The 26,390-nt window shown below is 70.3% G+C and carries 20 protein-coding genes; 13 read left to right on the forward strand and 7 right to left on the reverse strand.

Going from position 1 to position 26,390, the window contains the following annotated elements; translation table 11 throughout:
- Positions 1-222 precede the first annotated feature (222 nt).
- Positions 223-864 carry a tetratricopeptide repeat protein gene (locus OG587_RS44460; protein ID WP_329084908.1) on the forward strand — a complete coding sequence of 214 codons (642 nt, stop codon included), beginning with the start codon at positions 223-225 and terminating at the stop codon, positions 862-864.
- Positions 865-1,100: 236 nt separating this feature from the next.
- Here the strand turns inward: OG587_RS44460 and OG587_RS44465 are convergent, their stop codons facing one another.
- Positions 1,101-1,949, reverse strand: a complete 849-nt coding sequence (locus OG587_RS44465) for an alpha/beta fold hydrolase (protein WP_329084911.1) — start codon at positions 1,947-1,949, stop codon at positions 1,101-1,103.
- 395 nt (positions 1,950-2,344) lie between these two features.
- Positions 2,345-5,215 carry an AfsR/SARP family transcriptional regulator gene (locus OG587_RS44470; protein ID WP_329084913.1) on the reverse strand — a complete coding sequence of 957 codons (2,871 nt, stop codon included), beginning with the start codon at positions 5,213-5,215 and terminating at the stop codon, positions 2,345-2,347.
- Between the two features lie 632 nt (positions 5,216-5,847).
- Between OG587_RS44470 and OG587_RS44475 the strand changes: the two genes are divergently transcribed.
- Positions 5,848-9,519 carry a choice-of-anchor D domain-containing protein gene (locus OG587_RS44475; RefSeq protein WP_329084915.1) on the forward strand — a complete coding sequence of 1,224 codons (3,672 nt, stop codon included), beginning with the start codon at positions 5,848-5,850 and terminating at the stop codon, positions 9,517-9,519.
- A gap of 146 nt (positions 9,520-9,665) precedes the next feature.
- On the opposite strand, the gene OG587_RS44480 is transcribed toward OG587_RS44475, so the two are convergent.
- Together OG587_RS44480 and OG587_RS44485 are read right to left on the reverse strand one after the other, a co-directional pair.
- On the reverse strand, positions 9,666-10,595 hold the full coding sequence (locus OG587_RS44480) for a phosphotriesterase family protein (RefSeq protein ID WP_329094202.1): 930 nt from the start codon (positions 10,593-10,595) through the stop codon (positions 9,666-9,668).
- Between the two features lie 26 nt (positions 10,596-10,621).
- The gene (locus OG587_RS44485; protein ID WP_329084916.1) at positions 10,622-11,296 is read right to left on the reverse strand and encodes a GntR family transcriptional regulator; all 675 of its coding nucleotides are present in this window, start codon (positions 11,294-11,296) and stop codon (positions 10,622-10,624) included.
- A gap of 270 nt (positions 11,297-11,566) precedes the next feature.
- On the opposite strand from OG587_RS44485, the gene OG587_RS44490 reads away from it, so the two are divergent.
- The 10 genes from OG587_RS44490 to OG587_RS44535 all read left to right on the forward strand — a co-directional run bounded on the left by OG587_RS44490 (position 11,567) and on the right by OG587_RS44535 (position 23,310).
- Positions 11,567-12,490 (forward strand): ROK family protein, encoded by a 924-nt coding sequence (locus OG587_RS44490; protein ID WP_329084917.1) that lies wholly within the window; start codon positions 11,567-11,569, stop codon positions 12,488-12,490.
- The gene (locus OG587_RS44495) at positions 12,490-13,272 is read left to right on the forward strand and encodes an SIS domain-containing protein (RefSeq protein ID WP_329084919.1); all 783 of its coding nucleotides are present in this window, start codon (positions 12,490-12,492) and stop codon (positions 13,270-13,272) included. Before OG587_RS44490 ends, OG587_RS44495 begins: the two co-directional genes overlap by 1 nt.
- 8 nt (positions 13,273-13,280) lie before the next feature.
- On the forward strand, positions 13,281-13,967 hold the full coding sequence (locus OG587_RS44500) for an SDR family oxidoreductase (RefSeq protein ID WP_329084920.1): 687 nt from the start codon (positions 13,281-13,283) through the stop codon (positions 13,965-13,967).
- Positions 13,964-15,316, forward strand: a complete 1,353-nt coding sequence (locus OG587_RS44505; protein WP_329084922.1) for an FAD-dependent oxidoreductase — start codon at positions 13,964-13,966, stop codon at positions 15,314-15,316. The genes OG587_RS44500 and OG587_RS44505 overlap by 4 nt, the downstream gene beginning before the upstream one ends.
- Before the next feature lie 175 nt (positions 15,317-15,491).
- Positions 15,492-16,421 carry an ABC transporter permease gene (locus OG587_RS44510; RefSeq protein WP_329084924.1) on the forward strand — a complete coding sequence of 310 codons (930 nt, stop codon included), beginning with the start codon at positions 15,492-15,494 and terminating at the stop codon, positions 16,419-16,421.
- Complete coding sequence (locus tag OG587_RS44515) at positions 16,418-17,293, forward strand: ABC transporter permease (RefSeq protein WP_329084925.1); 876 nt, start codon at positions 16,418-16,420, stop codon at positions 17,291-17,293. The genes OG587_RS44510 and OG587_RS44515 overlap by 4 nt, the downstream gene beginning before the upstream one ends.
- 47 nt (positions 17,294-17,340) lie before the next feature.
- On the forward strand, positions 17,341-18,858 hold the full coding sequence (locus OG587_RS44520) for an ABC transporter substrate-binding protein (protein WP_329084928.1): 1,518 nt from the start codon (positions 17,341-17,343) through the stop codon (positions 18,856-18,858).
- A 238-nt stretch (positions 18,859-19,096) separates the two neighbouring features.
- On the forward strand, positions 19,097-19,906 hold the full coding sequence (locus tag OG587_RS44525; protein ID WP_329084930.1) for an ATP-binding cassette domain-containing protein: 810 nt from the start codon (positions 19,097-19,099) through the stop codon (positions 19,904-19,906).
- Between the two features lie 18 nt (positions 19,907-19,924).
- Complete coding sequence (locus OG587_RS44530; protein ID WP_329084931.1) at positions 19,925-21,787, forward strand: MGH1-like glycoside hydrolase domain-containing protein; 1,863 nt, start codon at positions 19,925-19,927, stop codon at positions 21,785-21,787.
- Positions 21,788-22,473: 686 nt separating this feature from the next.
- Positions 22,474-23,310 (forward strand): hypothetical protein, encoded by an 837-nt coding sequence (locus OG587_RS44535; protein ID WP_329084932.1) that lies wholly within the window; start codon positions 22,474-22,476, stop codon positions 23,308-23,310.
- Positions 23,311-23,542: 232 nt separating this feature from the next.
- On the opposite strand, the gene OG587_RS44540 is transcribed toward OG587_RS44535, so the two are convergent.
- Entirely contained in the window at positions 23,543-23,800 is a 258-nt protein-coding gene (locus OG587_RS44540; RefSeq protein ID WP_329094248.1) for a hypothetical protein, read from the reverse strand.
- On the opposite strand from OG587_RS44540, the gene OG587_RS44545 reads away from it, so the two are divergent.
- Positions 23,786-24,328, forward strand: a complete 543-nt coding sequence (locus OG587_RS44545) for an IS66 family transposase (RefSeq protein ID WP_329094204.1) — start codon at positions 23,786-23,788, stop codon at positions 24,326-24,328. The two genes, OG587_RS44540 and OG587_RS44545, sit on opposite strands and share 15 nt — an antisense overlap.
- Positions 24,329-24,535: 207 nt before the next feature.
- Here the strand turns inward: OG587_RS44545 and OG587_RS44550 are convergent, their stop codons facing one another.
- Together OG587_RS44550 and OG587_RS44555 are read right to left on the reverse strand one after the other, a co-directional pair.
- Positions 24,536-24,928: a peptidase inhibitor family I36 protein gene (locus OG587_RS44550; protein WP_329084933.1), complete on the reverse strand. Its 393-nt coding sequence runs from the start codon at positions 24,926-24,928 to the stop codon at positions 24,536-24,538.
- A 162-nt stretch (positions 24,929-25,090) separates the two neighbouring features.
- Entirely contained in the window at positions 25,091-26,119 is a 1,029-nt protein-coding gene (locus OG587_RS44555; RefSeq protein WP_329094206.1) for an IS630 family transposase, read from the reverse strand.
- Positions 26,120-26,390 lie beyond the last annotated feature (271 nt).

Below are 26,390 nucleotides of genomic sequence, written 5' to 3' on the forward strand. Positions count from 1 at the left end.
AGTAGGTCAGTGGCCGTAGGCGATCGGTGACCGGGTGATCGGTGCATCGGTCTTGCTTGTTGTGCCAGATCGCTGCGGCCATCGCCAGGATGCGCTGGGCGACGCGACTCATCGGCTCTGTCTCCCAGGTTCTCGCGACGGCCGGGGGCTGGTGCCACGCCTCGTCCGCCGCGTACGGTGTTCGACGCGGCGGGCGGACACGGGTGGACGGGGGTTGAGCGGATGAGCGCGGAAGGACGGCTCGAACGGGCCAGGTCGCTCTACGATCGCGCGGTTTTCGACGGCGAGGCCGGAGTGCTGGAGGTGGCCGACCGGGAGCTGGACGCGGTCGAGGCCGGTCTGGCCCTGGCCCGTGGCCGGATCATGCACGCGCGCTTCTTCGAGGACGGAAACGAGGACCCGCGCGAGCCGGCGCTGTTCGAGCGTGCGGTGGAGCTCTACCGGACGCTCGGTGACCTCCGCGGCGAGGGCGAGTCGCTGTTCTGGGTCGGCATCTTCCATCAGGTCGTCCGCGGGGACCACGAGACCGCGGTCCCGATCTTTGAACGGTCGCACGAACTCGCGGCGCGGGCCGGCGACAAGCTGACGATGTCGTACGCGCTTCGGCACCTGGGTACCGCGGAGCACGCCGCCGGACGGCTGGAGACGGCACGGGAACGGTTGGAGGAGTCAGCGCGGCTCCGCCGTGAACTCGGCTTCCTTCCGGGCGTCGCCGCGAACATGGTCGGGCTGATCTACATCGCCGCCGCGGAGGGGCGCCGTGACGACGCGCTCGCGTTGGCCGAGGAGGCTGCTGCCCTCGCCGAGGCCACCGGCGCGAAGAACATCGCGCGCCAGATCGAGGAAGCGCGCACGCGGGTGTAGGCGACCTCACCTCTCTCCGCGAGAGCGTGGAGCGCATCGGCTGTTCTTACCCCGCTACGCGAGACAGTCCGCTTCACCTCCGGCCCACAAGCCAGAGCACTACGGACGAAACCGGCAGAACCGGAGAGACCGGAGCGGCCCGTCGGTGCGGTCACGACCGCCTCCCGGGCCGGGTTGTCAGGAGACGGCCGTGCTCGGCCTCGTCGGGCCGCGTTCTCCCAGGGGCCGGAAAGCTCTCAGGGGCTCGAAAGCACCTCGTCGAGCTTGGCGGCGAACGCCTCGTGCTGGGTGCCGAAGGCCCCGTGGTCACCGGGGAACATCACGTGCCGCCCCCCGATCCGCTCGGCGACGACGAAGGAGGCCCGGTAGGGCGGCTGCCCCTCCGAGTCCTCGCCCGCCACCATCACGACGCGCGCCGAGGAGGCCCGCAGCGCGTCGGTGTCGGGGATGTATCTGACGAACGGCGGCACCTCGTAGCCGATGAAGAACTCCGTGTTCTTCTCCATGCGCCCCATCGCCTCCGCCATCTCGGGGGTGGGCTCTCCCCGCTCCCCGCGGGTGGCCGCCTCCTCGTGCTCGCTGCCGGTCCTGTCGAACCCGGTGGCGAAGGCCTGCATGGCGGCTCCGGCCCCCTCCTTGGCGAACGCCTCCTCCACGTCCTGGACGACGGCGCGCCAGCGGTCACGGTCGGGCAGCAGCTCGAAGAGGGGCGGTTCGTGGGAGACCAGGGTGCGCACCTGCTCGGGGTGGCGGGCGGCCAGCTCCAGGCCGATGATCGCACCGGAACTGTTGCCGAAGACGTACGCGGGCTCGTCGGCGGTGACCCCCGCCTCCACCAGCACGCGGTGCGCGTCGTCGCCGTGCACCTCGATGCTCTGCGGCTCCGGAGGCCCGTCCAGGGGGCTGCGCGAGTTGCCGCGCCGGTCGTAGGTCACCACGGTGTAGCGGTCGGCGAGCCGCTCGGCCAGGCCCGCGTATCCCGCGGCGTCGTAGATCCCGCCGCAGATCAGCAACAGGGTCGGCCCCGAGCCGCGGATCTCGTGGTGAAGGGTCGCGCCGGGAACCTTCAGAGTGTTCGTCCTCATGGGCTGCATGGTCGTTCCTCCTCGAAAATCGTCGTCCGTCTCGCTTCGCTGATCACAGAGAATCGGAGCCACGGATGCGTTCTCGACATCCCCACCCGCAGGACCTCAGGGAAAGAGTGCCTCCTCCTGTGGCGAGCCACCCCGGGTTGGCCGCGCGTGTCGGACCGCACCACCGCCGCCGTCCTCCTCGCTTCCCCTCAGGGAGGACACCACGCGTCGCCGACCGGCCGTCCTGACGGCCGGAGCGACGACGCGCGCGTAGTAGTGCAGGTCCACACCCCTGATGATGCCAGCCGGCACCGACAATTCCGGGCCCGAGCACGGGTTCCCCGCCCGCTTCCGGCCCACCGGCCACGCACACCCCACGGCCGGGCGGCACACCGTCGCTCAGCAGGTCAGCAGGTCAGGGCGGTCTCTTTGGGCTCGGTATCCCACCGCGAGGCCTCGTCCCGGTCCAGCAGGGCCCGTACCTCGCCCGCCTCGGGCATGTCCCGCCGCACGAAGATCTCAAGCGCCTCGGCCAGGCACGCCCCGGCCCTGCCCGGCTGGCCGAGCCGGGAGAAGGCCTGGCCGAGCGCGACGAGCGCCTTGCCCTGGATCCATTCGTCGCCCGCCTCCGCCATGAGGCCCAGCGAGTCCTCGGCGCAGTCGACGGCACGGTCCAGCTGTCCCAGGGCGAGGTGGGTCTCGGCCATCCGCAGCAGGGTCGCCCCCTCCCGGACGCGCTGCTTGAGTCTCCGGTACGCCTTCCGCGTCTCCAGGAGCCGGGAGAGCGCCTCCTCGGGTCGCCCGGCGTCGCGCAGCACGACGGCCGACCGGTACATGATGTCGGGATCCGCCCCGCCGCCCAGCTCGCGGATGGTGCGGTCGGCCAGTTCCACGGCCTCCACCGCCTCGTCGGTCCTGTCGGCCGACGCGAGCGCGAGCGCCATGTTGCCCAGGCCGACGGTCTCGCTGCTTCGGTCGCCGAGCCCGCGCCAGACCTCGATCGCCTCGGCGTACAGCGCGATCGCCTCGGTCTCCGAGCCGCGGTTGGAGGCGACCGTGGCCAGCAGGTTGAGGCTCTCCGCGTACCGTGCCAGGTCGCCCTCGGCGAGGCTGAGGTCCCGCGCGGCGACGCCGTCCTCGATCGCCGCGTCGAGGAACCAGCGGCCCGCCCAGAACCCGCCGCGCACACACCGGGCGTGCGCCTCGGCGCGGCGTTCCCCGCGGGCCGCCGCCGCCTCGACGAGGGCCCCGGCCGCCCGCTCGTAGCGCTCGGGGGTCACGTCGGTCTCCAGTACGTCGGACGCCATGTCGAGCAGCCGTATCGCGTCGGAGAGGACGCTTCCCGGTGTCCGGGCGATCTGGTGCACGCAGCCGATCACCCCTTGCTCCTCGTCCTCCGCCCAGATCACCCCGGCCTCCTCGTCCACGAAGGACGGCCCCGCACCGGACGGCCGGTCCGGGCCGAACAGCGGGATGCCCGGATAGGTGAGGTGGTAGGCCGCCGTCATGCCGGCGAGGTAGTGGCCGAGCAGCCTGGTCAGCGCGGCTCGCCGCGCGTCCTCGTCGTCCGGCCGCGACCGGGCGAAGATCTTGAGGAGGTCGTGGTAGCGGTAGTGGCCGGGAGAGGGCGACTCCAGCATGCTCACGTCCACCAGCGCCTCGCACACCTCCTCCGCGTCCGGCTCGTCCAGGCCCAGTACGGCCGCCGCCGAGCCCAGCGAGAAGTCGGACGCGTCGGGGACGGCCAGCAGCCGGAACGCCGAGGCGTGCGCGGCGTCGAGCTGGTCGTAGCCGAGGGCGAACGTCGCCTCGACGGCGAGGTCGTCCACGCGCAGTTCCGCCAGGCGCCGGCGCTCGTCGGCCATCCGGTCGCGCATCCTGGCCACGCTCCAGGCGGGCCGCGCCGCGAGCCGCGAGGCCACGATCCTGATCGCGAGGGGCAGGTACCCGCACGCCCCGATCAGGTCCGCCGCCGCCTCGCGCTCGGCGGCCACCCGCGCCTCCCCCACCACCTTGGCCAGCAGCGCCATCGCCTCGTCGTGGGGCAGCACGCCCAGGTCGACCTGGCGTACGCCGGCCAGGCCGATCATCTTCGCGCGGCTCGTCACCAACACCGCGCACCCGGCGGCGCCCGGCAGCAGCGGCCGTACCTGCGCCGCGTTCGCGGCGTTGTCCAGCACGACGAGCATCCGCCGGTCCGCCAGCGTGGAGCGGTACATGGCCGCCCGCTCGCCCGGCTCCTCGGAGTCAGCCGGGACCTCCGCCCCGAGGGAGCGCAGGAACCGGGCGAGCACGGTCTCCGGTGCGAGCGGCTGCGCCGTCGAGCCCCTGAGGTTCACGAAAAGCTGGCCGTCGGGGTAGTCCGGTGCGAGCCGGTGCGCCACGTGGACGGCCAGGGTGGTCTTGCCCATGCCACCCGCGCCCGACACGGCCGAGATCACCAGTGCCGAGGTGTTCCCCGGCCTCAGGGCGTCCACCATCTCGTCGACCTCGGGCTCCCTGCCGGTGAAGTCCGCGGTGTCGGCGGGGAGCTGCCGGGGCACCTGCCTGGCGACCGGGCTCGCCACCTTCTTCCGGCCGAGGGCGGGGTCCGCCGTGATGATCCTTTGATAGAGCTCCGCCAGCTCGGGTGAGGGATCGATGCCGAGACCCTCGGCGAGCAGTTTCCGGGTGTCGGTGAACACGCCGATCGCCTCGGCCTGCCTGCCCGAGCGGTACAGCGCCAGCATCAGCAGGCCGGAGAACCGTTCCCTGGCCGGATGCTCCGCGCAGAGCGCGGTCAGCTCGGCGACGACCTCGGCGTGCCCGCCCTCCTCGACCTCCTGGGCGAGCCTGCGCTCCAGTACGGCGAGCCGCCGCTCCTCGAGCCGCACCCGCTGGCCCTCGGCGTAGCCACCCTCCAGCCCGGAGAGCGGCTCTCCCCGCCAGAGCGCCAGGGCCTCGCCGTATCTCCCCTCGCCGGACAGCCTCTCCATCGTGACCAGGTCGCAGGTCCCGCCGGCGAGGGCGTACCCGCTGCCGAACGAGGTGATCACCTCGGTGCCGAGGGCGGAGCGCAGGCGCGAGACGTACGTGCGCAACGTGCCCATGGCTGTGCGGGGACGCTCCTCGCCCCAGACGGCGTCGAGCAGGTGGTCGTTGCCGACGGTCCTGCCCCCGGCCAGGAGGAGGACGGCCAAGACGAGCCGCTGCTGGGGGGAGCCGATCTCCACCTCGTCGCCGTCCCGCCAGACGCGCACCGGCCCCAGTATCGAGAACCGCAGTCCGGGATCACTCATCCGACAGCGCCATCTCTCGTTCGTCCTCGAACAGTCCCACGTGACCGCCGCCGTTCTCTCGCGCCGGGGCGCCGTCCGGCCTGCTCGGGGTCGTTTCGTTCCGCCGTGCCGTACCGTGCCGGCTCACCACGATGAAGCATCGTAGGGCAGCGCATCGGCCTTCGCCGAAAAAACCGGCGAACCTCCTCGTATTGCGCATTTCGGATGTTCTGCCAGCGATCACGGCAGCGGCGGCCCGGGGGACCTCACCCCTATCCCGGCGAGCACCGGCCGGACCGGCCGCGTTGGGCGGACCAGGCACGCCGGGCGGACCGGGCGCGTTGGGCGGACCGGGCGCGTTGGGCGGACCGGGCAGACCGGGCACGCCAGGCGGACCGGCCGCGCCGGGCGAACCGCCGAGTGCCGCTTCCATCACGGCGCAAGCGGCTTCCGGAGCCACGCAAGCACTTACATGAAACTTTCCGTACGGGAACCAACGCAACATGGTCGTTACGTTTCATGTATTCGCTGAAATCTTGCAGCAATCTGTTCGTCATTTTAAGGTGTGGATACCCCCCGGGCACCACCGGCCGGCGTCCCCGGCGCCTCTGGCCGCGAAGCGTCCGGCTCTTCGTAAAGTGAAGGGTCAGCCGATGAACAAGTCCGGCAGGCTAAAGGCCTGGACCATCGCCACGATCGCGGCGCTGACGGCGGGAGGGCTGGTCTCCTTACCCGTCACCCCCGCCGCAGCCGCCGTACGAGCCGATTCCCCGTTCGACTTCCCTGGGCGCGGCGCCACCGTGCCCTTCTTCGAGATAGAGGCCGAGGACACCGCCCACTCGGGCCAGGTGATCGGCCCCGACCGGATCTACGGCCGCCTCCCCTCGGAGGCCTCGGGCCGCAGGGCGGTGACGCTCGACTCCTCGGGCGAGTACGTGGAGTTCACGCTCACCCGGCCGGCCAACGCGATAACGCTTCGCTACAGCGTGCCGGACAACGCCTCGGGAACCGGGCAGAACACCACCGCCAGCCTGCGGATCAACGGCACGCACCTGAAGGACCTGACCCTCACCTCCAAGTACGGCTGGTACTACGGCGGCTACCCGTTCAACAACAACCCCGGCGACACCAACCCCCACCACTTCTACGACGAGACGCGGACCATGTTCGGGTCCACGCTCGCCGTGGGCGCCAAGGTCCGCGTCCAGTCCACCGGCGGCATCCCGGTCACCGTGGACCTGGCCGACTTCGAGGTCGTCGACGCCCCGATCGGCCGTCCGGCCGGATCGCTGTCGGTCGACGACTTCGGCGCCGTCAAGAACAACACGAGCATCGACAACACCGCCGCCTTCCAGGCCGCCGTCGACGCCGGAAAGGCCCAGGCCAAGGAGGTCTACATCCCCGAAGGGACGTACAACCTCTACGACCACGTGGTCGTCGACGGTGTCACCCTGCGCGGAGCGGGCCCCTGGTACAGCGTGCTGGGCGGGCGCCACCCCACGCAGCGCAACAGGGCCGTCGGCGTCTACGGCAAGTACGTCCCCGGAGGCGGCTACACCGGCCCGGTGCGTCCCCACGAGGCGAACGGCCCGAGCCGCAACGTCAGCCTCAAGGACTTCGCCATCATCGGCGAGATCATGGAGCGCGTCGACGACGACCAGGTCAACGCCATGGGCGGCGCGATGACCGACTCGGTCGTGGACAACGTGTGGATGCAGCACACCAAGGTCGGCGCCTGGATGGACGGCCCGATGAACAACTTCACCATCAAGAACAGCCGCATCCTCGACCAGACCGCCGACGGCGTGAACTTCCACACCGGCGTCACCAACTCGACGGTGACGAACACGTTCCTGCGCAACACCGGTGACGACGCCCTGGCGATGTGGCCGGACCGGCTGCCGAACGTGAACAACAAGTTCACCTTCAACACCGTGGGCGTCACGCTGCTGGCCAACAACATCGTCACGTACGGCGGCAGGGACATCCAGATCACCGACAACGTGGTGGCCGACACGGTCAGCAACGGCGGCGGCATCCACATCGCCAACCGCTACCCGGGCGTCAACTCCGGCCAGGGCACCGCGGTCGCCGGAACCCACACCGTGGCCCGCAACACCCTGCTCCGGGCGGGCAACAACGACTTCAACTGGCACTTCGGTGTCGGAGCCATCTGGTTCAGCGGGCTCAACGAGCCGGTCAACGCCACCATCAACGTCACCGACACCGACATCCTGGACAGCTCGTACGCCGCGATCCACATGATCGAGGGCAGCACGAGCACGGTCAACTTCAACAACGTGAACATCGACGGCACCGGCACGTACATGATCCAGGCGCAGTCGAGCGCGAACATGACGTTCAACAACGTCAGGGCCGCGCACATCGGCGCGGGTGTCGCCATCCACAACTGCGTCGGCGCGGGCTTCACGCCCGTCATGGGGACCGGCAACACCGGCTGGAGCCCCAGCAGCACGACCTGCACCGGCACCTGGCCCACGCCGAACTACATCTACCCCGGTGGCGGCGGCAACACCGGCGGCCTGTCCGGCTCCCCGGGCAGCCTGTCCTTCGCCGCGCGCCAGGTCGGCAGCACCAGCCCCGCGCAGGCCGTCACCATCACGAACGGAGCCGCCACCGCGGCCCCGATCGGCTCGGTGACCGCCACCGGCGACTACGCCCAGACCAACAACTGCGGCAGCTCCCTCGCCGCGGGCGCGACCTGCACGGTCAACGTCACCTTCACCCCGACCGCGACGGGCACCCGCACAGGTACGCTCACCCTTGCCAGCAGCGCTTCCGGCGGCCCGGTGACCGTGAGCCTCACCGGTGGCGGCACCAACGGCGTCGCCCTGACCGCCTCCCCCGGCAGCCTGTCCTTCGGGGCGCGCCAGATCGGCGGCACCGGCCCGGCGCAGGCCGTGACGGTCACCAACACCGGCACCGCCACGGCGACGCTCGGCACGGTCGCCACCACCGGCGACTACGCCCAGACCAGGACCTGCGGCACCACCCTCGCCGCCGGCGCCTCCTGCACCGTCAACGTCACCTTCACCCCCACCGCCTCGGGCACCCGTACCGGCACCCTGACCGTCGCCAGCAACGACCCGAACAGCCCGCTGACGGTCGGCCTGACCGGCAGCGGCATCGGCTCGACCACCAACCTCGCGCTCGGCGCGACGATGACGGCGAGCAGCTCCAACGGCGGCTTCCCGCCGAGCAACGCCAACGACGACAACACGGCCACCTACTGGGAGTCGAACAGCAACGCCTTCCCGCAGTGGCTGCAGGCCGATCTGGGCACCTCGCAGAGCGTCGGCTCCGTCACCCTGAAGCTGCCGCCGCCGGCCGCGTGGGCGACCAGGACGCAGACCCTGTCCGTCCAGGGCAGCACCGACGGCACCACCTGGACCACCATCAAGCCCTCGGCCGGCTACACCTTCAACCCGGCCACCGGCAACAGCGTCACGATCCCGCTGGGCAGCTGGAACGTGCGTCATGTCCGGCTGAACCTCACCGCCAACACCGGCTGGCCCGCGGGCCAGATCGCGGAGTTCCAGATCTTCCCGGGTGGCGGCGACCCCACGCCGACCGTGTCGCTGGCGGCCTCCCCGGTCAGCCTGACGTTCGCCGCCAGGGCGGTCGGCAGCACCAGCCCGGCGCAGGCCGTGACGGTCACCAACACCGGCACCGCCACGGCGACGCTCGGCACGGTCGCCACCACCGGCGACTACGCCCAGACCAGGACCTGCGGCACCACCCTCGCCGCCGGCGCCTCCTGCACCGTCAACGTCACCTTCACCCCCACCGCGACGGGCACCCGTACCGGCACCCTGAGCGTGGCCGGCAACGACCCGAACAGCCCGCTGACCGTGAGCCTGACCGGCACCGGCGGCTCGGCGCCCGTCACCAACCTGGCGCAGGGCAAGCCGACCACGGAGACCAGCCACGCCCAGGTGTACGGCTCGGGCAACACCGTGGACGGCAACGCCAGCACCTACTGGGAGTCGAACAGCAACGCCTTCCCGCAGTCGGTCACGGTCGACCTCGGCTCCACGCAGAGCGTCGGCCGGGTCGTCCTCAAGCTGCCCCCGGCCGCCGCCTGGGCCACCCGCACCCAGACGGTCACCGTCCTGGGCAGCACCGACGGGACGACCTTCACCAACGTCGTCGGGTCGGCGACCTACACCTTCAACCCCGCCACCGGTAACACGGCCACCATCACCTTCCCGGCCACCAGCAGGCGTCACCTGCGCCTGACCTTCACCGCCAACAGCGGCTGGCCCGCCGGCCAGCTCTCCGAGTTCGAGGTCTACGCCTCCTAGCCTCGTAGCCGACCCGGGCACCGGATGGGGCGAACGCGCCCCATCCGGAGCTTTTCCGTTCGGCCTCGACCCGGTGGGCTTCGACAACCTGACCGACCTGTTGAAGCAGGCGCGACGGCCCAAGCTCGGCGAGGGGTGGGGCGGGGTCAGCGCCCGGAGAACAGGGCGGCGACGGCGTCTCGCAAGACCAGGTCGGCGATGTCACGCCCCAGCCGACGTTCGAGCCGGGGCACGAAGACCCGGCCGAGCACGTCCATTCCCGGCCCGCCACCGTAGGCGCGGAGCATGGAGCGGCGACCGACGTCCGTGCCGAGGCAGACGTGGCCGGCCAGCCCGGCCGCGGCCATGCCCTCGATGAGGTCGAGAATGCGCGAGTCGGGGCCGTACTTGATCCGGCCCACCGTGTCGTAGACGAGGTAGGCGCCGCGAGAGGCCAGCTCACGGTGCAGGTCGAGGTCGGGGTTGCGGTCCGTGTGGGCCAACAGGATCCGGTGGGCCGCGACGCCGAGGCCCGCGAGCGTGTCGAGGATGTCATGCGCCGCCGTACCGTTCTCGCAGTGCACGGCCACGGGCACGCCCGCTCGCGACGCCGCTTCGGCGCCGGCCTGGAACCAGCGGGTCTCGTCGGTCGTGATGCGATGGTAGGAGGCGCCCAGTTTCACGATGCCGGCCCTGACCGTCGTCGGCTCAGGGCGTGGACCGGCCCAGTCGCGACCGTCGATGCCGGTGGTGAGATCCGTCAGCAGGATGTCGACGAGCACCTCGGCGGAGACCTCGCGCGCCCAGTGCCACGGCGGGTAGTGCGCCGACCGGTGGTATCCGGTCGCGGCGACGACATGCAGACCGGCGTCGGCGGCCAGCCTGGCCAGCGCGACCGGCTTGCGTCCGAGGCCGACGGGAGTCAGGTCGATGACGGTCCCGATGCCGCTCGACCGGACCAGCGTGGCCTCGGCCGTCGACTTCGCCTCGTCCCAGAAGTCGTCGCCGGGCAACGCCGGAGTGCGCAGGAAGAGGTGCTCGTGCGCGTCGACGTAACCGAGCTCCGATGGTGCCACCGGTCCGCGGACCGTCATCACTTCTGTCAACGGGGACTCCAGGCTCACTATCGCGACAGCGCGATGTGGAAGACGAACTCCCCGCCCGCGTATCGGGTCTGGGTGTTCTCCAAGGGCTGGCCGTTCTGGTTGAGGATGAGCCGTTCCTCGACGAGCAGCGCGGCGGCGGGCTGGACGCCGAGCAACTCCGCGTCGTCCTGACCGGCGTTGGCCGCGATCAGGGTTCCCGTGGCGCCGGTGGGAATCTCACCGATCTCCCGAAGCGCGTCGTGCAGGGAGCCATGCTCAAGGTCGTGGTTGAGCACGGCGGCACAGGAGATCGGAAGCACCACGTTCTCGATCGCCACGGGTTTCCCGTCGGCGAGGCGGAGCCTGCGCACGTGTGTCACCTTCGCCCGGGGAGCCAGGTGGAGCGCGGCCAGCTCGGCGGGCTGACCGGTGCGAATCTCCACCACCAGCACCCGCGAGCTCGCCACCGCTCCGCGCCGGGTCATCTCCTCGGTGAACGACCGGAGCCGTGCGATGTCGCGATGGACCTTCGGCTCGGCCACAAAGGTGCCGACCCCGGGCACGCGATAGATGAGGCCCTCGTCGGCGAGGCGCTGCGCGGCCTGGCGCACGGTCATCCGGCTGACGTTGAACAGGGCGGACAGCTCCGAATCGGACTCGACCGCGTCGCCGGGCCGCAAACCGGCGATCCGGCTTCGCAGGTGTCGCTCCACAGCTTGATGGCGAGGGATCGCGTGCCTGGTCACGACCACACCCGCGCGGTGACTCGCCGTCGAAACCTGGGTCCTTGACCAGAGTGCATGGCCATCAGTCTAGACGGGTTGACCCACCTCCCGGTACGCGACCGACGATCGGCGCCACCGCCCCGCCCGCCCGCACCAAACGCCGGAACATCATGTGAGGGCCTTGACTACTCGCGTACACGAAAGCTAATTTCAACAACCAGTCTAGACAGGCTGTACTACTTCGATTCGGGGTGATGCGTGGACGGGCACACGGCCGTACTCGGCATCGACGTCGGCGGCACCCAGATCAAGTGGGCCCGCTGGTCACCCGCCTCCGGCATGCTGGACCAGGGCCGGCGGGCGACCCCCCGGCTCGACGCGGCGGCCGTCGTGGACGCGGTCGCCGACCTGATCGGCGGCCAGCCGGTGAACGCCGTCGGAGTGGCCGTTCCCGGGCACCTGTCCGACGATCTGCGCGCCATCCGCCTGATCCCGAACCTGCCGGGCGACTGGTCCGGCCTGCGCTTCGCCGACGAGCTGGAAGCCAGGACGGCCATGCCCGTCCGGCTCGTCAACGACGCGCGGGCCTTCGCGCGCGCCGAACTCCAGCTCGGGGCGGCCAGGGGACAGGACGACGTCCTGTTCGTGACGATGGGCACGGGCATCGGGGGAGCGCTCGCCCTCAACGGGCGCGTCCTGTCCGCCCGGGGCGATGCCGTGGGCGAGCTGGGTCACATGATCTGCCGTCCGGACGGGGCGCGGTGCGGGTGCGGGGCGTTCGGCTGCCTGGAGACGGTCGCCGGCGGATCCGCGCTCGTCGCCCGGGTACGCGCCGGCGGCGGCCGGGCCGAGACGCCGGCGGACGTGGTCGGCGCCGCCGTGCGGTCCGACGGCCTGGAGCGCGCCGTGCTCGCCGACGCGGGGCGTGCCCTCGGCCTCGTCCTGGGCAACGTCATCGCCTACTCCAGCGCCACCACGGTCGTCATCGGCGGCGGAGTCGCGCCCGCCTACGAGTTCATGAAGCAGGCCGTCGCGGCCGAGCTGGCCGCGCGGGCCCGGCTGGTGGGCCCGGTAAGCGTCCGGCCCGCGCACCTGGGCTCCGGAGCGGGCGCGCTCGGAGCCGCACTCATGGTGGCGCCCCACCAGACCATCTCGAACCACCTCATTGATGGAGACACCTGATGACGATGAGCTGGATTTCCGCGGCACAGAAGGTGCTGGAGGAGGTCCACCGCACGCAGGACGCCGCCATCGAGCGGGCGGCCGTGCTGGCCGCACGGTCGATCGCCGGTGACGGCGTCGTCTACACGTTCGGCACCGGGCACTCCCGGATGCCGGTCGAAGAGATCTTCCCGCGCTATGGATCGTTCCCCGGGTTCCATCCGATCGTCGAGCTGTCGATGACCTTCCACAACCAGGTGGTCGGCGCGAACGGGCAACGCCAGGCGATGTTCATCGAACGTGTCGAGGGCCTCGCCGAGCAGATCCTGTCCAACTTCCGGCTCCGGCCGACCGACAGTCTCATGATCTTCAGTGTCAGCGGGTTGAACGCCGTGCCCGTCGAGATGGCGATCGGCGCCAAGAAGGCGGGCATCCCGGTGATCGCCGTGACGTCCCTGGCCGAGTCGAACGCGGGCCGGATCCGGCACCCGAGCGGCACCCGCCTGGCCGACCACGGTGACGTCGTGATCGACCTCTGCTCGCCGGTGGGCGACGCGCTGATCCACATCGACGGGGTGAGCGAGCCGATCGGTCCGGTCAGCACCCTCACCGCGGTGGCGGTCGTCAACGAGATCAAGGTCCGTACGGCACGCCTGCTGGCGGCCGACGGTATGGTCCCACCGGTCATCACCAGCTCCCGCCTGGTGGGCGAGGAGCGCAGTGCGGAGCTGTTCGAGGCCGCGTACCTCGACTTCGCGCGACGGGCGGCGGGGACGCTGCGCACGGATCCGGCCGGGATGTGAGCGCGCCGATGCGAGTTCTGGTGGCCGGTGCCGGCGGTGGCATCGGCGGTGCGTGCGCCGACGTCGTCCGTGCGTCCGGAGGGCGGGTGCACGGCGTCGACGTCGACACGACGGACATCACGCTGCCGGAGGGCGCCGAGTTCGCCGTCGGCGAGGCGCACACCGCGCTCGGCGGCCTCGACGGTGTCGTGCACGCGGTCGGCATGTCGGGCCGGCGGCTGGGCGACGGCACCATCACCGAGTGCACCGACGAGGCGTGGGCCGAGGTGCACCGGGTGAATCACGAGTCCGTCTTCCGCCTGCTCCGGGCGTCGATTCCGAAGATCGCGCCCGGCGGATCGATCGTGATCGTGGGCTCCGCGCTCGCCACGTCACTCGACAGGGACTTCCGGACCGTGGCGTACGCCAGCGCGAAGGGGGCGCTGATCCCGCTGGTGCGCTCGGCCGCGTTCGACGCCGCGCCCGCCGGCGTCCGGGTGAACCTGGTCTCCGCCGGTCTGGTGGACACTCCGATGGCCCGGCGGGCGCTGGAATCCCCCGGGATCGCGGCCCGGACGGCGGAGCTGATGCCGCTCGGCGGCACGGCCTGCTCGCCGGAGGAGGTCGCCGGCGTCGTGTGCTGGTTGCTGTCCGACGCGGCCAGGCGAACGACCGGAGCGGTCATCCCCGTCGACGGAGGGTGGCACCTGCGATGAGCCACCCGGAACCGCTGACCACCACCGAGGCCGCGTCCGTACCGCTCCTGTGGCACGGTGACGTCGTCGTCGTGGGCGGAGGATCGGCCGGCTGCGCCGCCGCCGTCGCCGCGGCACGGGCCGGCGCGAGGACCCTCCTCGTCGAGGCGGCGGGTTTCCTCGGCGGCACCGGATCGGCGGTGCTCGACACCTTCTACGGCTTCTACGCCCCCGGAAGGAGCGATCGCGTCGTCGAGGGAATCGGCTGGGAGCTCTGCCGCCGCCTCCTGTCGTGGGACCAGGCGTTCGAGCGGCCGAACACCTACGGCGCCGGCACCGGCGTGACGTACGAGCCCGAGGCGTTGAAGCTGGCCTGGGACGAGCTGACCGAGGAGGCGTCCGTCGAGACGCTGCTGCACTGCATGGTGAGCCGCGTCGTCATGGACGAGGAACGGATCACCGAGGTCATCGCGGAGACCAGGGCCGGCAGCGGGCGAATCCGCGCGAAGGTGTTCATCGACGCCAGCGGCGACGCCGAACTCGCCTGGCGGGCCGGCGCCGCGGTGGAGCGCCCCGGCGGGGAGCGGCGGGTGCAGCCGCTCACCGCCACCTTCCGGCTGGGCAACGTGGACGTCACGGCGACGCCGCCCGGGGAACTGCACCGGCTGATGCGCGCGGCGGCCGAGTCGGGCGACTTCGCGCTGCCCCGCACCGAGGGCTCGGCGCACCGCACGGTGCTCCCCGGCGTGGTCCACACGAACATGACCCGCGTCAACGGCGTGAACCCGCTGGATCCGTGGGAACTGTCCGCGGCCGAGCGGCTGGGCCGCCGGCAGGTCCACGAGTACACCCGGTTCCTGCGGTCGCGCGTTCCCGGGTACGCGGACTCCTACCTGCTGGGCGTCTCCACCCGCATCGGGGTCCGCGAGAGCCGTCGCCTCGTCGGCAGGTACGTGCTGACCCGCGACGACGTCCTGTCCGCTCGCCGCTTCGACGATGACGTCGCCCAGTGCGGCGCGCCGATCGAAGACCACGCCGGCGGATCCTCGACGATCTGGCAGTACGTCGGGGGCGACGGCGATCCGACCGGCATGACGTACGGCGTGCCGTACCGGTCCCTCCTGCCGGAGGAGGTGTCGGGCCTGCTCGTCGCCGGCCGTTGCCTGTCGGCGACGCACGACGCGCACGCCTCGGTCAGATCGATGGCGCAGTGCATGGCCATGGGACAGGCGGCGGGGGCGGCGGCGGCCATCGCGGTCTCCGCGGGAAGGCCGCCGGCGGAGATCGACGTGGCCGAACTCCGCACCGCGCTGATGGACGGCGGGGCACTGCTCGACTCGCCGTCACGGCCCCGAACGCGTGAACCGTGACGGGCTCCCGGACCCCGACCTGTCGCGAGGCGACAGCCGGCACGCTTCCAGCCCGTTACCCACCGCGTGACCAGGAGATTATCGACGTGAACCTCAGGAATTCCGAGCGGGTTACGCGGACGAATCGTGCACCGTCCGTGCCGGTGTCTCGCCCGGCCAGGCCAGGCGGCTCACCGTGTTGAGCCTGATCGTCCGCCGGCTGCTCGCCGGTACGCTCGTGCTGTGGGGCGCGTCCACCCTGATCTTCCTGATCGTGCGGGTCGCGCCCGGTGATCCGGCCACGGTACTGCTGGGCCCGGACGCGGATCCGGGCCAGATCGCCGCCCTGCGCGTCACGCTGGGGCTGGACCAGCCGATCCCGGTTCAGTACCTCGACTACATGGGCCAGATCCTCCATCTCGACTTTGGCCAGTCCTATCGCCTGGCGAGCTCCGCGCTCGACGCGGTCCTGTCCCGCCTTCCCGCCACCGTCGACCTGACCCTCACCTCGGCGGTGATCTCCGTCTTCGCGGGGTTGCTGCTGGGATCCGCGGCGGGAATCCGGGCCGGCTCGACGCAGGACCGGATCGTGACGACCATCACCATCGTCCTGCAGTCGTTCCCGACGTTCTGGCTCGGCATCATGCTGATCCTCGTCTTCGCCCTCGGGCTGCGCCTGCTGCCGAGTTCGGGCGTGAGCGGCCTCAGCAGCATCATTCTCCCCGCGCTGACCCTGTCCTTCCCGTTCACCGCGATCGTCGCGCGGGTGGCACGCAGCGGCATCGCCGAGGCGATGGCCGAGCCGTACGTGCAGACGGCGCTGTCCAAAGGGCTGACGCCGCGCCAGGTACTGACCGGCCATGTGCTCCGCAACGCGCTCATTCCGGTCACCACCGTCGTCGGGCTGCAGGTCGGCGCGCTGCTGGGTGGTGCGGTCGTGGTGGAGAACGTCTTCGCCTGGCCTGGCCTTGGCACCCTCATCGTGGACTCGGTGGGCAATCGCGACTACGCGGTCGTGCAGGCGGCGACACTGATGATCGCCGCGATCATCGTCCTGCTCAACCTCGTCACGGACCTGCTCTACGCGCGACTGGACCCCCGCATCCGCGCGACGGCGGCGTCATGACGGGCCTCGCCGGCCTCGCCGGTTCCAGGCAGCGGGTCCGCACGCGCCGGCGGGCACGCGGGGGCGGGCTCGTTCCTGCGATCATCATCGGCCTGTACCTCGTGCTGGCCGTGGTCGGTCCAATGCTCATCGACTACGACCCGGTGCGCACACCGCTTGAGGACCGGCTGCTGGCGCCCGGCGCGCGGACGTCCACCGGCGCCACCGCCCCGCTCGGCACGGACGCCCTCGGCCGCGACGTGTTCGCCCAGGTCGTGTACGGCGCGCGGACCTCTGTCCTCATCGGGACCGCCACGGTCGCGGTGTGCGTGGCGATCGGGATGCTCATCGGGTTCATCGCCGGCTACCACCGTGGCTGGGTCGACTCGGTTCTCACCCGGTTCATCGACATCCTGCAGGCGTTCCCCGGAATCCTGCTGGCCATCGTCATCGCGGGCGTCTTCACGCCGAGCCTCGGGGTCATCATCATGGCGCTCTCCGTCACCGGCTGGATCTCCTTCGCGCGGGTGGCGAGGGGGGTCGTGCTCAGTGTCCGCGAGCGCTACTGGATCGACGCGGCCAGGCTTCTCGGTGTGCGCACCGGCCGCCTGCTACGACGGCACATCCTGCCATTCACCGTCGGGCCCATCGTGGCGATGGCCACACTCGAATTCGCCCTGGTGGTGCTGGCGGAAGCCGGCCTGAGCTTCCTCGGAATCGGGTTGCCCACGTCGTCGGTCTCGTGGGGGCAGACCGTCGCCAACGGCAAGGAGTACCTGAGTTCGGCGTGGTGGATCTCCGCGGTGCCGGGCATCGCCCTGTCCATCCTCGTCGTCAGCGTGGGCCTGCTCGGTGACAACCTGACGGCCCGGTACGGCCGCGCGCGATCGTGATGAGAGAGAACGTTTCCATGACAGCACACCCCCCAGGAGCGCCAGTAATGCGTACCAACAGATCACCCAACATCGCGGCCGGACTCGTCGCGGTCGCCCTGACCGTCTCGGCGTGCTCGATAAGCGGCGGCGAACCGGCGGCAGGCACAGGCGACCAGGCGATCGTCGCCAGCGGCACCTTCGTCATCGACAACATCGACCCCGGTTCACCCCAGGGCGGCGCGGCCGGCAAGGAACTCGCCGGCCAGCAGATCTACGGCCGGCTGGTGAAGCCGGACGCCGCCGGAGAGCTGGTGCCGGACCTCGCGGAGTCGTGGCAGCCGAACGCGGACGCGACGAGCTGGGACTTCACCCTGCGCGGCGGGCTGAAGTTCTCCGACGGCAGCCCGCTGACCGGGGCCGACGTCGTCGACACGTTCGACCGGGTGATCGAGCTGAACGGCCCGGTCGCCGCCAACTTCAAGGAGGTCACCGCGAAGTCGGACTCCGACACCACGGTCACCTTCACCGCCAAGACCCCCGACCCGGCCCTGCCGAGCAAGGTGACGACGCTCTTCGTCCTTCCCTCGGAGGTGCCCACCGACGCGGGCTCGTACTTCGGCAAGCCGGTCAGTTCCGGCCCGTTCACGGTCGAGTCCTTCAGTCCGAGCGCAGACCTGAAGCTGGTGCCGAACCCGCAGTACTGGGGCGGCGCGCCGAAGGTGCGGTCCCTGACGCTCCGCAGCATCCCGGATGTCTCGGCCAAGCTGACCGCGCTGAAGACCGGTGAGATCGACCTGGTGTGGGGCGTGCCGGACGACCAGATCCCGTCCCTGCAGTCGGACGCGAACCTGAAGGTCCAGGCTGTTCCCAGCAACGGCAACTTCACCATGTGGTTCAACTCCGGCACATCAGCGATATCCACCGCGAAGGTCCGCAAGGCGCTCTGGCAGGCGGTCGACTTCAAGACGATCATCAAGCACCTGTACCCGGTGACCGGCCAGCCCGCCGATTCGCCGCTGGCGCCCACGGTGTTCGGCTACTCCCCGCAGACGCCGGTGGAGTACGACCCGGACGCGGCCAGGAAGGCACTGGAGGAGGCGGGGTACTCGTTCGACAAACCGTTGCGGGTACAGTTCGGCCAGGCCCCGTTCAAGCCCTTCCTGCAGGCGGTCGTCTCCTCCTGGGACAAGATCGGGGTGAAGGCGGAGCTGCTGCAGAAGGAGCAGGCGGTCTTCATCGAGGACCTGCTGGCGCTCAAGTGGGACGTCAACTTCCAGTTGCTCGGCACCGCCGGATACGACGCGGCGACCAACCTCGGCCGCCTGTACACCTGCGACGCCAAGCGCAACGGCTACTGCAACCCGGAGCTGGACAAGCTGCTGGCGCGGGCCGGTTCCGACGCCGACCGCGACGAGCGGGCGAAGCTGTACGCCCAGGCATCGAAGATCATTTGGGATGACGCCGTCGGCATGTTCCCGATGACGTCGAAGGTGTCCTATGTGTGGAACAAGAACCTGTCCGGCTTCACCCTCGACGCCCTTGGATATCCGGACTTCTCCAAAGCGACCCTGTCGGGTAGCTGACCGGTGACGGAAACCACGACGGACGAAACGGGCCCCGACGTGCTCCCGCGGGTCACCGGGCTGTCGGTGGACCTGCCCGACCGGGAGGGCACCGACCTGGTCTCCCGCGCCCCGGCGGATGCGCCTTCCACCCGCGCTGCTCGCTCGCGGTCGATCGGTGCCGTACCGAGATTCCCCGGCCGCGCGAGGTGGGCTCGGGTCGCTGGACCGCGTGTCACGAGACGGAGAAGGTGCTGACATGACGAACCCATCGGATGCCGAGCCGGTGCTGACCGTGACCGGGCTGCGGGTGACCTTCCCGATCAGAGGGTCCTTCGGACTGCGCCGATCCCGGTTCGTCGCCGTCGAGGACGCGAGCCTCAGCGTGGCCGAGAACGAGATCGTCGCCGTGGTCGGGGAGTCCGGATCGGGCAAGACGACCATCGCGCGGTGCGTGACCGGCCTGCGGCGCGCCGACGCCGGTGTCATGACCTTCGAGGGAACCGAGCTCCCAGCACGTCGTACGCCGGAACTGCGGCGGGCGATCCAGATGGTGTTCCAGGACCCGCGATCCTCGCTGAACCCCCGCATGCGGGCCGGCGACATCGTCGACGAGGCCTGGCTCACGCACCCCGACGCCGCACCGGAGGGACCACGCGGGAGCGCCATCGAGGCCGTGCTCGCCGACGTGGGACTGAACCCCGACGTCGCCGAGCGCTATCCGGCCCAGCTCTCCGGCGGCCAGTGCCAGCGGGTCAGCCTGGCGCGGGCGCTCGCGCTGACACCCCGGCTGCTCGTCTGCGACGAGGCCGTTTCCGCGCTGGACGTGTCGGTGCAGTCACAGGTGCTGCGCCTGCTCGTCGAGCTCCGGTCGACGCGGCGGCTGTCCATGCTGTTCATCAGCCACGACCTCGGCGTCGTCCACCAGATCGCCGACCGGGTGGTGGTCATGCGGGACGGCCGGATCGTCGAGCACGGCCCCGCGGACGAGGTGTTCTCCGCCCCCAAGCACGAGTACACCCAGGCGCTGCTCGACGCCGCCCTGGAACTCAACGACCTGAGCATGTGATTGAGGAGTGAAGGAACGATGACGAACGACAGTAAGGTCGCCTACGCCCAGGTCCAGAACTCGCTCGCGCGGGGCTGGAACACCTGGGACACACGCAGCGTGCTCACCCAGGTCCTGCTCCCCGACGCGCTGGGCCTGTCCTTCGGTCTGAAGGAGTACTACCGCGGCACCTCACTGCGCACCGTCCAGATCGGCCGCCGCACGGACGGCGCGGAGACCGTCACCCTGGGCAGGCACGCCTACGACGGCGGTTACACGGAGGTGACCGTGCGGTGGGCGGGCATCACCATCCGGGTGCAGACCGCCCATGCGGGCGACGACCTGGTCGTACTGGTGACGCCGACCGGCAACCAGCACAAGAGCGCGCTGCTGACCGTCGCGGCCGGCTACCTGTGGAACCGGCCGGGCTACGTCAGCCGGACGGGCGACCGGCTCACGGCCACCGGCCCGGACGGCGCGGCCGTCGACGTCTTCTGCACGGCCGCGCACGTCGACGACCCGTACACCGACATCGACGGACCGTACCTCGCGATGGAGCTGACCTCCGCCGTCGGGGTCAGCACCGGACGCGCCCGCGACCTCGGCGAGATCGCGGCGATCGTCGCCCGGGCCTCCGCCGGCATCGGAAAGGCCGGTACGGACGCGCTGGCGCAGCACCGAGAGATCGTCAGGGACGCCATCTCGTGGAACACGATCTACGAACCGGCCGGGTCCCGGGTGATCACGACGGTCAGCCGGCTCTGGAACGTGGGCAAGCGCGGCGGATACGCGCTGTTCTGCTGGGACGCCTTCTTCAACGCCCTGCTGGCGGCCGTGTCCAGCAGGGACCTCGCCTACATCAACACGGTCGAGATGCTGCGGGCGCTGACGCCGGAGGGATTCGTCCCAAACGTCGAGCAGGGCACCGGGCGGCGGACCATCGACGGATCGCAACCGCCGGTCGGCTCGCTGGTGACGCGCGAGCTCTACCGGAAGTTCGGCGATGTCTGGTTCCTTGAGGAGACCTTCGACGCGCTGCTCTCCTGGAACCGGTGGTGGTGGCGGGTACGCCGGGACGGCGATCTGATCTGTGCGGGTTCGACGTACTTCGATCCGGAATTTCCTTCGCCGCAGGACATCCCACGGATCCATCAGCACTTCGGCGCGACGTGCGAGTCCGGCCTGGACGGGCATCCGGTCTTCGACGAAGTCCCCTTCGACACGTCCAAGAGCCTGCTCGCCGCCCACGACGTGGGGCTGAACAGCCTCTACGCCGCCGACTGCGAGGCCCTCGCGGAGATCGCCGACATCATCGGCGACCAGGCGGCCGCGGGCGAGCTCCGGGAGCGGCACGCGGCCGTCACCAAGGCGATGGAGTCCCTGTGGGACGAGCGGAGCGGCATCTACCGCAGCAGGCGGACCGACACCGGGCTGCCGACCGAGCGGCTGTCCGCGACGAGCTTCTATCCTCTCCTGGCCGGCCTGGGCGCCGGAGACCGGGCCGGACGGATGGTCTCCGAGCATCTGCTCCCCAACGACGGCTTCGGCGGCGAATGGGTGCTGCCCTCCTCACCACGTAGCGAGCCGGTCGACCTGAACGACGGCGGCTACTGGTCCGGGAGGGCGTGGCCACCGGTGAACTTCCTCGTCTACCTGGGTCTCCGGCGCGCGGGTGAGAAGCCGGTGGCCGGGTGGCTCGCCGAGGGGAGTGCCAGGCTCGTGCTGAAGGAGTGGAACGAGCTGCGCCACGTGCACGAGAACTACTCCAGCATTCACGGCGGCGCGTGCGACAAGCCCAACAGCGAACCCTTCCAGACCTGGGGCGCGCTGCTGAGCCTCATCGTCCTGATGGAGAACGGCGAGACCGGCTTCCTTGAGGACTGGATGAATGCCGAGCCGTGAACGGTACCGGACGAATCCACTTCAGCGAGGAGAGTGACACGGCGTGACCGGTCCGACGGCGGCCGAGTTCGAGCGTCGCGGACCTCGCGCCACGCCTGGCCGTCGGCGTGACCGCCGCCCGTGACGCCGACGACAACGCCGCGCCCGACCATTCCTCTCCACCGCCCCTACTCTCCACCGCCCCGAAATGGAACATGAAGCCGATCACAGCGAGTGGTCACGGGCCCGGCTTCCAGCAAGGGGCCGCCGAGCGGCGCGCGAAGCGTCGGCGTCCGACGCCGATGTACACGATCTGTACACGCGCGCCCGCCCGGATCCCGCAAGCACGAAAACGGCCCGCCACAGGGCGGGCCGTTTCGAGAAACCGCAGGTCATCGGCCTGCGAGTGGGTGCGCCGCCAGGGACTCGAACACCTTCCCGGCCACCAGCAGGCGCCACCTGCGCCTGACCTTCACCGCCAACAGCGGCTGGCCCGCCGGCCAGCTCTCCGAGTTCGAGGTCTACGCCTCCTAGCCTCGTCGCCTTGTAACCGACCTGGGCACCGGATGGGGCGAACGCGCCCCGTCCGGTGCTTTTCGTCCTGGCGGACAAGCACCCCGGCCGTACAAGATCGGGTGATGGTGTCAACCAAACACCCTTATCCCCCGTCTCCCCTTATGCCCCATCTGTCGTAAGCAGGAGGCGACGTGCGCGTCCGCTCGGTTCTCTCAGTCGCCGCCCTGGCCGGAGGGCTCGCCCTCCTCTGGCAACCCCTTCCCTCTTCCGCGGGGCAGGACTCGGTCGTCGCGGCCGACACCGTGGAGTACGAGTGCACCACCGACGGCGTGACCGAGAAGCAGACCATCGAGATCGATGTCGAGATGACGATGCCGACCGGCGTCACCACGGGACAGCCGTTCACGATCGGCTGGCGCGGCACCTACATCGGCACCGGCCTGACGGCGCCCGCCGCGGGACTGCCCGAAGGCACCAAGCTGTACGCGTACGCCTCCATCAGCAACCTTCCCGGGCTGACCTCCGCCACCGGGGTGGGCACCCTCGACGCGGTCAGCGCGGGTCAGAGCATCCCGCTGCCGACGGCTTCGATCTCCCTCGCGGCCACCTCGTCCAATCCGGGCACCGCGGCGGTACGGCCCGCCGCCATCAATTTCGGGACCCTGCCCACCAATCCGCTGATCGAGTGCGAGTCCCTGAACAGGGACACCCTGACGACCTACCCCCTCACCGTCGCCGCGGGCGGCCAGGCGACCGACCCCGCCCCGACGGACACCGCCACGCAGCCCGTCGGCGGGACCGAGACGGACGAGGACGCCGGGACGGGCGAGACGACCGAGACCCCGCAGGACGCGAACGGCGAGATCGCCGAGACACCGGCCGGAGGAGCCGACACCGGCGGGGGCGGCGAGACCGGCCCCGACGGGCGGGCACTCGTGCTCACCGGCTCCCTGATCACCTTCGGCGCCGTCACCGGGCTCCTGCTGCGCCGTCGCGGTGGCAGAACGGTCGTGAACCCACGAGCCTGATCCCGCCGGACGGGTCACGGCGACTTCGACCGGGCGGCATCGCCATCGCCGCGGCCCTGTACGAAAAGCTCGGCTTCCGACCATGGAACTACGACAGATCCGCCTACCACGCGGCCCACTCCTCCACTCCCCTGACCGGCCGACCTCAGGCTGCCACACGTCGAAGCGCCTCGGGAATCCGGATCTCCGCGCCGTCGAGGGTCACCGGGGTGCCGCCGTCAAGGGCCAGGCCCTATTCGCCGAGCGCCTGACGGGTGAGAGGGATCTCGGCCGTGACGCGCGTACCGTTCAGGGGGGAACTGGTGACGGAGAGCCGTCCGCCGACGACGGCGACGCGGTCGGACAGGGCGCGTAGTCCCAGGGCGTGCGGGTCGGCGCCGCCGATGCCGTCGTCGGCGACCATGAGGCGGATCAGGCCGCCCTCGTCGCGGACCTCGACGGTCACTCCGAGCACCTCGGCGAACACCTGCACCAACTGTGTTGCTCGCATCTACTACGCGATCTTGAAGACTGCGCCGAGACCTACCCCGAAGCCGCCTGGCCGACCCAGATCCAGACCGCGCTGCGCGGGCTTATCCATGCCGCCAACCTCGCCCGCCGGCAGAGCAAGAACGCCATCGAGGCGGGCACCAAGGCAATGTGGCTCAAGAGTTTCCGCCACGGAGTGCGGGTCGGCCTGTCGCAGGTGCGCCGCCTCCCCGGACCGGCCAAGACCGTCGCCCAGCCCTTCGGCCGCGTCCTGCTGGAAGTGCTGCGCGACCGTGAGGACGACGTGCTGCGTTTTGCTCACGACCTGCTCGTGCCACCGACGAACAACCAGGCCGAACGCGACGTCCGTCCAGCCAAAACCCAGCAGAAGATCTCCGGCAGGCTCCGCTCGGAGGCCACCGCCGAGCACCGCTACGCCATCCGCGGCTACATCTCCACCGCCGCCAAACACGGCGCAGACGTCATGGCGACGATCCGCGACGCTCTCCTGGGCCGCGCCTGGATGCCACCCGACCCGACACCAGCCTGAGCCCGGGCCACAGCCCGCGACGGCCCACACCCGAAGCCGATCACACACCGCGACCATGCAACGCCGGAATGCGGTGGGCGTGAATGCTTACCCGCGGTGGTGTTCACCGGGCACTCACCCGGCGCCCGGAGCCGCGCCCTCGCAGGGAAGCGGAGGCGCGGCGAGAACAGAACGCGGACAGCCGGGTGGCGAGACGCCCGCCGGGCGTCAGGGACTCGCGTTCCCCATGCACACCTTGTCCATCGACATGGCGCCCAGGCCGTCGTCGCCGATGTCGCTGCTGAACCCTCCGGCCACTAGCGTGCGGGCCTTCACGTAGCCCCAACTGTTGAAGTCCACATGCCAGACGATCGCATTTACCGACAGGTTGTTACGGTACGACACGATGTGCTCGAACGTTTTAAACTCTTCCATCGTGAAACAGGCATTGGTGCTTGCGCTGGCAATCCGTTCACCACCAAAGCTGGCCCTGTCGTAGATGCAGAGCCGGTTCACCGGGCAAGAGAGGGCAGCGGCGGCGGGCGACGCCGTCACCAGCATGCCCCCCACTGCGACAAGCAGCGCCGAAGCGGCGGCCGCGGTCTTCTTCGTCCACGTCACGCGGAGCCTCCCTAGGTCTAAGAATAGGATCCAGATAGTGGATCACTATCACTTACCGGCAACCCCACCGTCAACCGCCGATTTCGCCCGCCCGAGCCGGCTCTCGACCAGGACGTGGGTATCAGAGCAGGGTGCTCCAGTACGACCAGAACCGGATGCCGATCAGGGTGATGATGCCGATGAACCAGATGGTGAGAGCGACGGTGTGGTAGCTGGTGACCGCCTGGACCACCCGGCGCGCGCCGGACGGGATGGGCAGAAGGCATGGATCTGTCTGAGACGGCCAGGCCAGCTGACGGCAGTGTTGGCGATGAACGCCTTAAGCACGGCCCAGATCCGCTCGACCGGATTGTCGTGCGGACTGTAACGCGCCCCGTACAACACCTCCACCCGCGGGTGCGCCTGCAGGTAGCACGCGACGGCCCGCGCATGGTGGATGCTGTCGTTGTCGCAGATCACCACGATCTTCGGCGCGGCCGGGAACGCGGCGGCCACCTCATCCAGCAGGTGCAGGAAGTCGGCCGCGCACCGGCGGCCCAGCCGATACACCCACCGCCCCGTGGTCAACTCCACAGCGCCGAACACGGTGACCTGCCGGTTCTTGCCCGGCGTGACAACGGCCGGACGATCGGCGCGCAAGGTCCACCCCGCTCGGATGTGGGGCAGCAGGTGCACGTGGGTTTCATCGGCGGCCCAGACCACCGCCCCGCGCGGCAACGCTCGCAACCGTGCGGCAATGGCGGCCACCACCCGCCAACGGTCCGGGTCGCCCCGCGCGACCAGCTTGGGACGCCGCCAGACGGCCACCAGCCGCACACGCCGATACAGCGTGCGCCTGCTCAACCGGGGCCGGTTCAGGTAGCGCCACAGCCGCGCGAGGGTCCACTGTCCCGGCCGGGCCAGCAGCTTGGTGATCCGGCCGGTCAGATGCTCGCCGCCCAGGTGAGGGCGGCCGGGGCGGGGGCGGTCGGCCAATCCCGCCAGGCCGTGGCGGTTGAACCGGTCGATCCATCGGCGCACGGTGGCGGCGTCGTAGTCCAGCAGGTTGGCGATCTGCGCCGCCGGCAGGCCGTGCAGCGACAGCAAGACCATCACCGCGCGGATCGCCTGCCGCCAGTGACCTCGCAGTTGGGCGTGTAATTGCTCGATCGAGGTGGCAGGGGCATTGGCGAACACGATAGGCGGGCGCATACTGACCACGACCTCGCCGGTGGGTGGACGTTGTGGCAACCTCGATCCAACCCCCGGCGAGGCCTATGTCAACACCCGCACACCCCGGCGATCTCACGCCCGGTTACGCACAGAACTTCTGGATAGACGCTTAGAACGACGAAGGCGATCTAAACGATCTACCGCGTGCCCGATCCGTGCCCATGAGCAGCCAGCGAGCAACCAAACAAGATCAACTGCTCCACCGGAGAGCCTCAGAAACCAAGAAACCGCAGGTCAGGGACCTGCGGTC

The organism is Streptosporangium sp. NBC_01469 (assembly GCF_036227305.1).
Lineage (GTDB): Bacteria > Actinomycetota > Actinomycetes > Streptosporangiales > Streptosporangiaceae > Streptosporangium.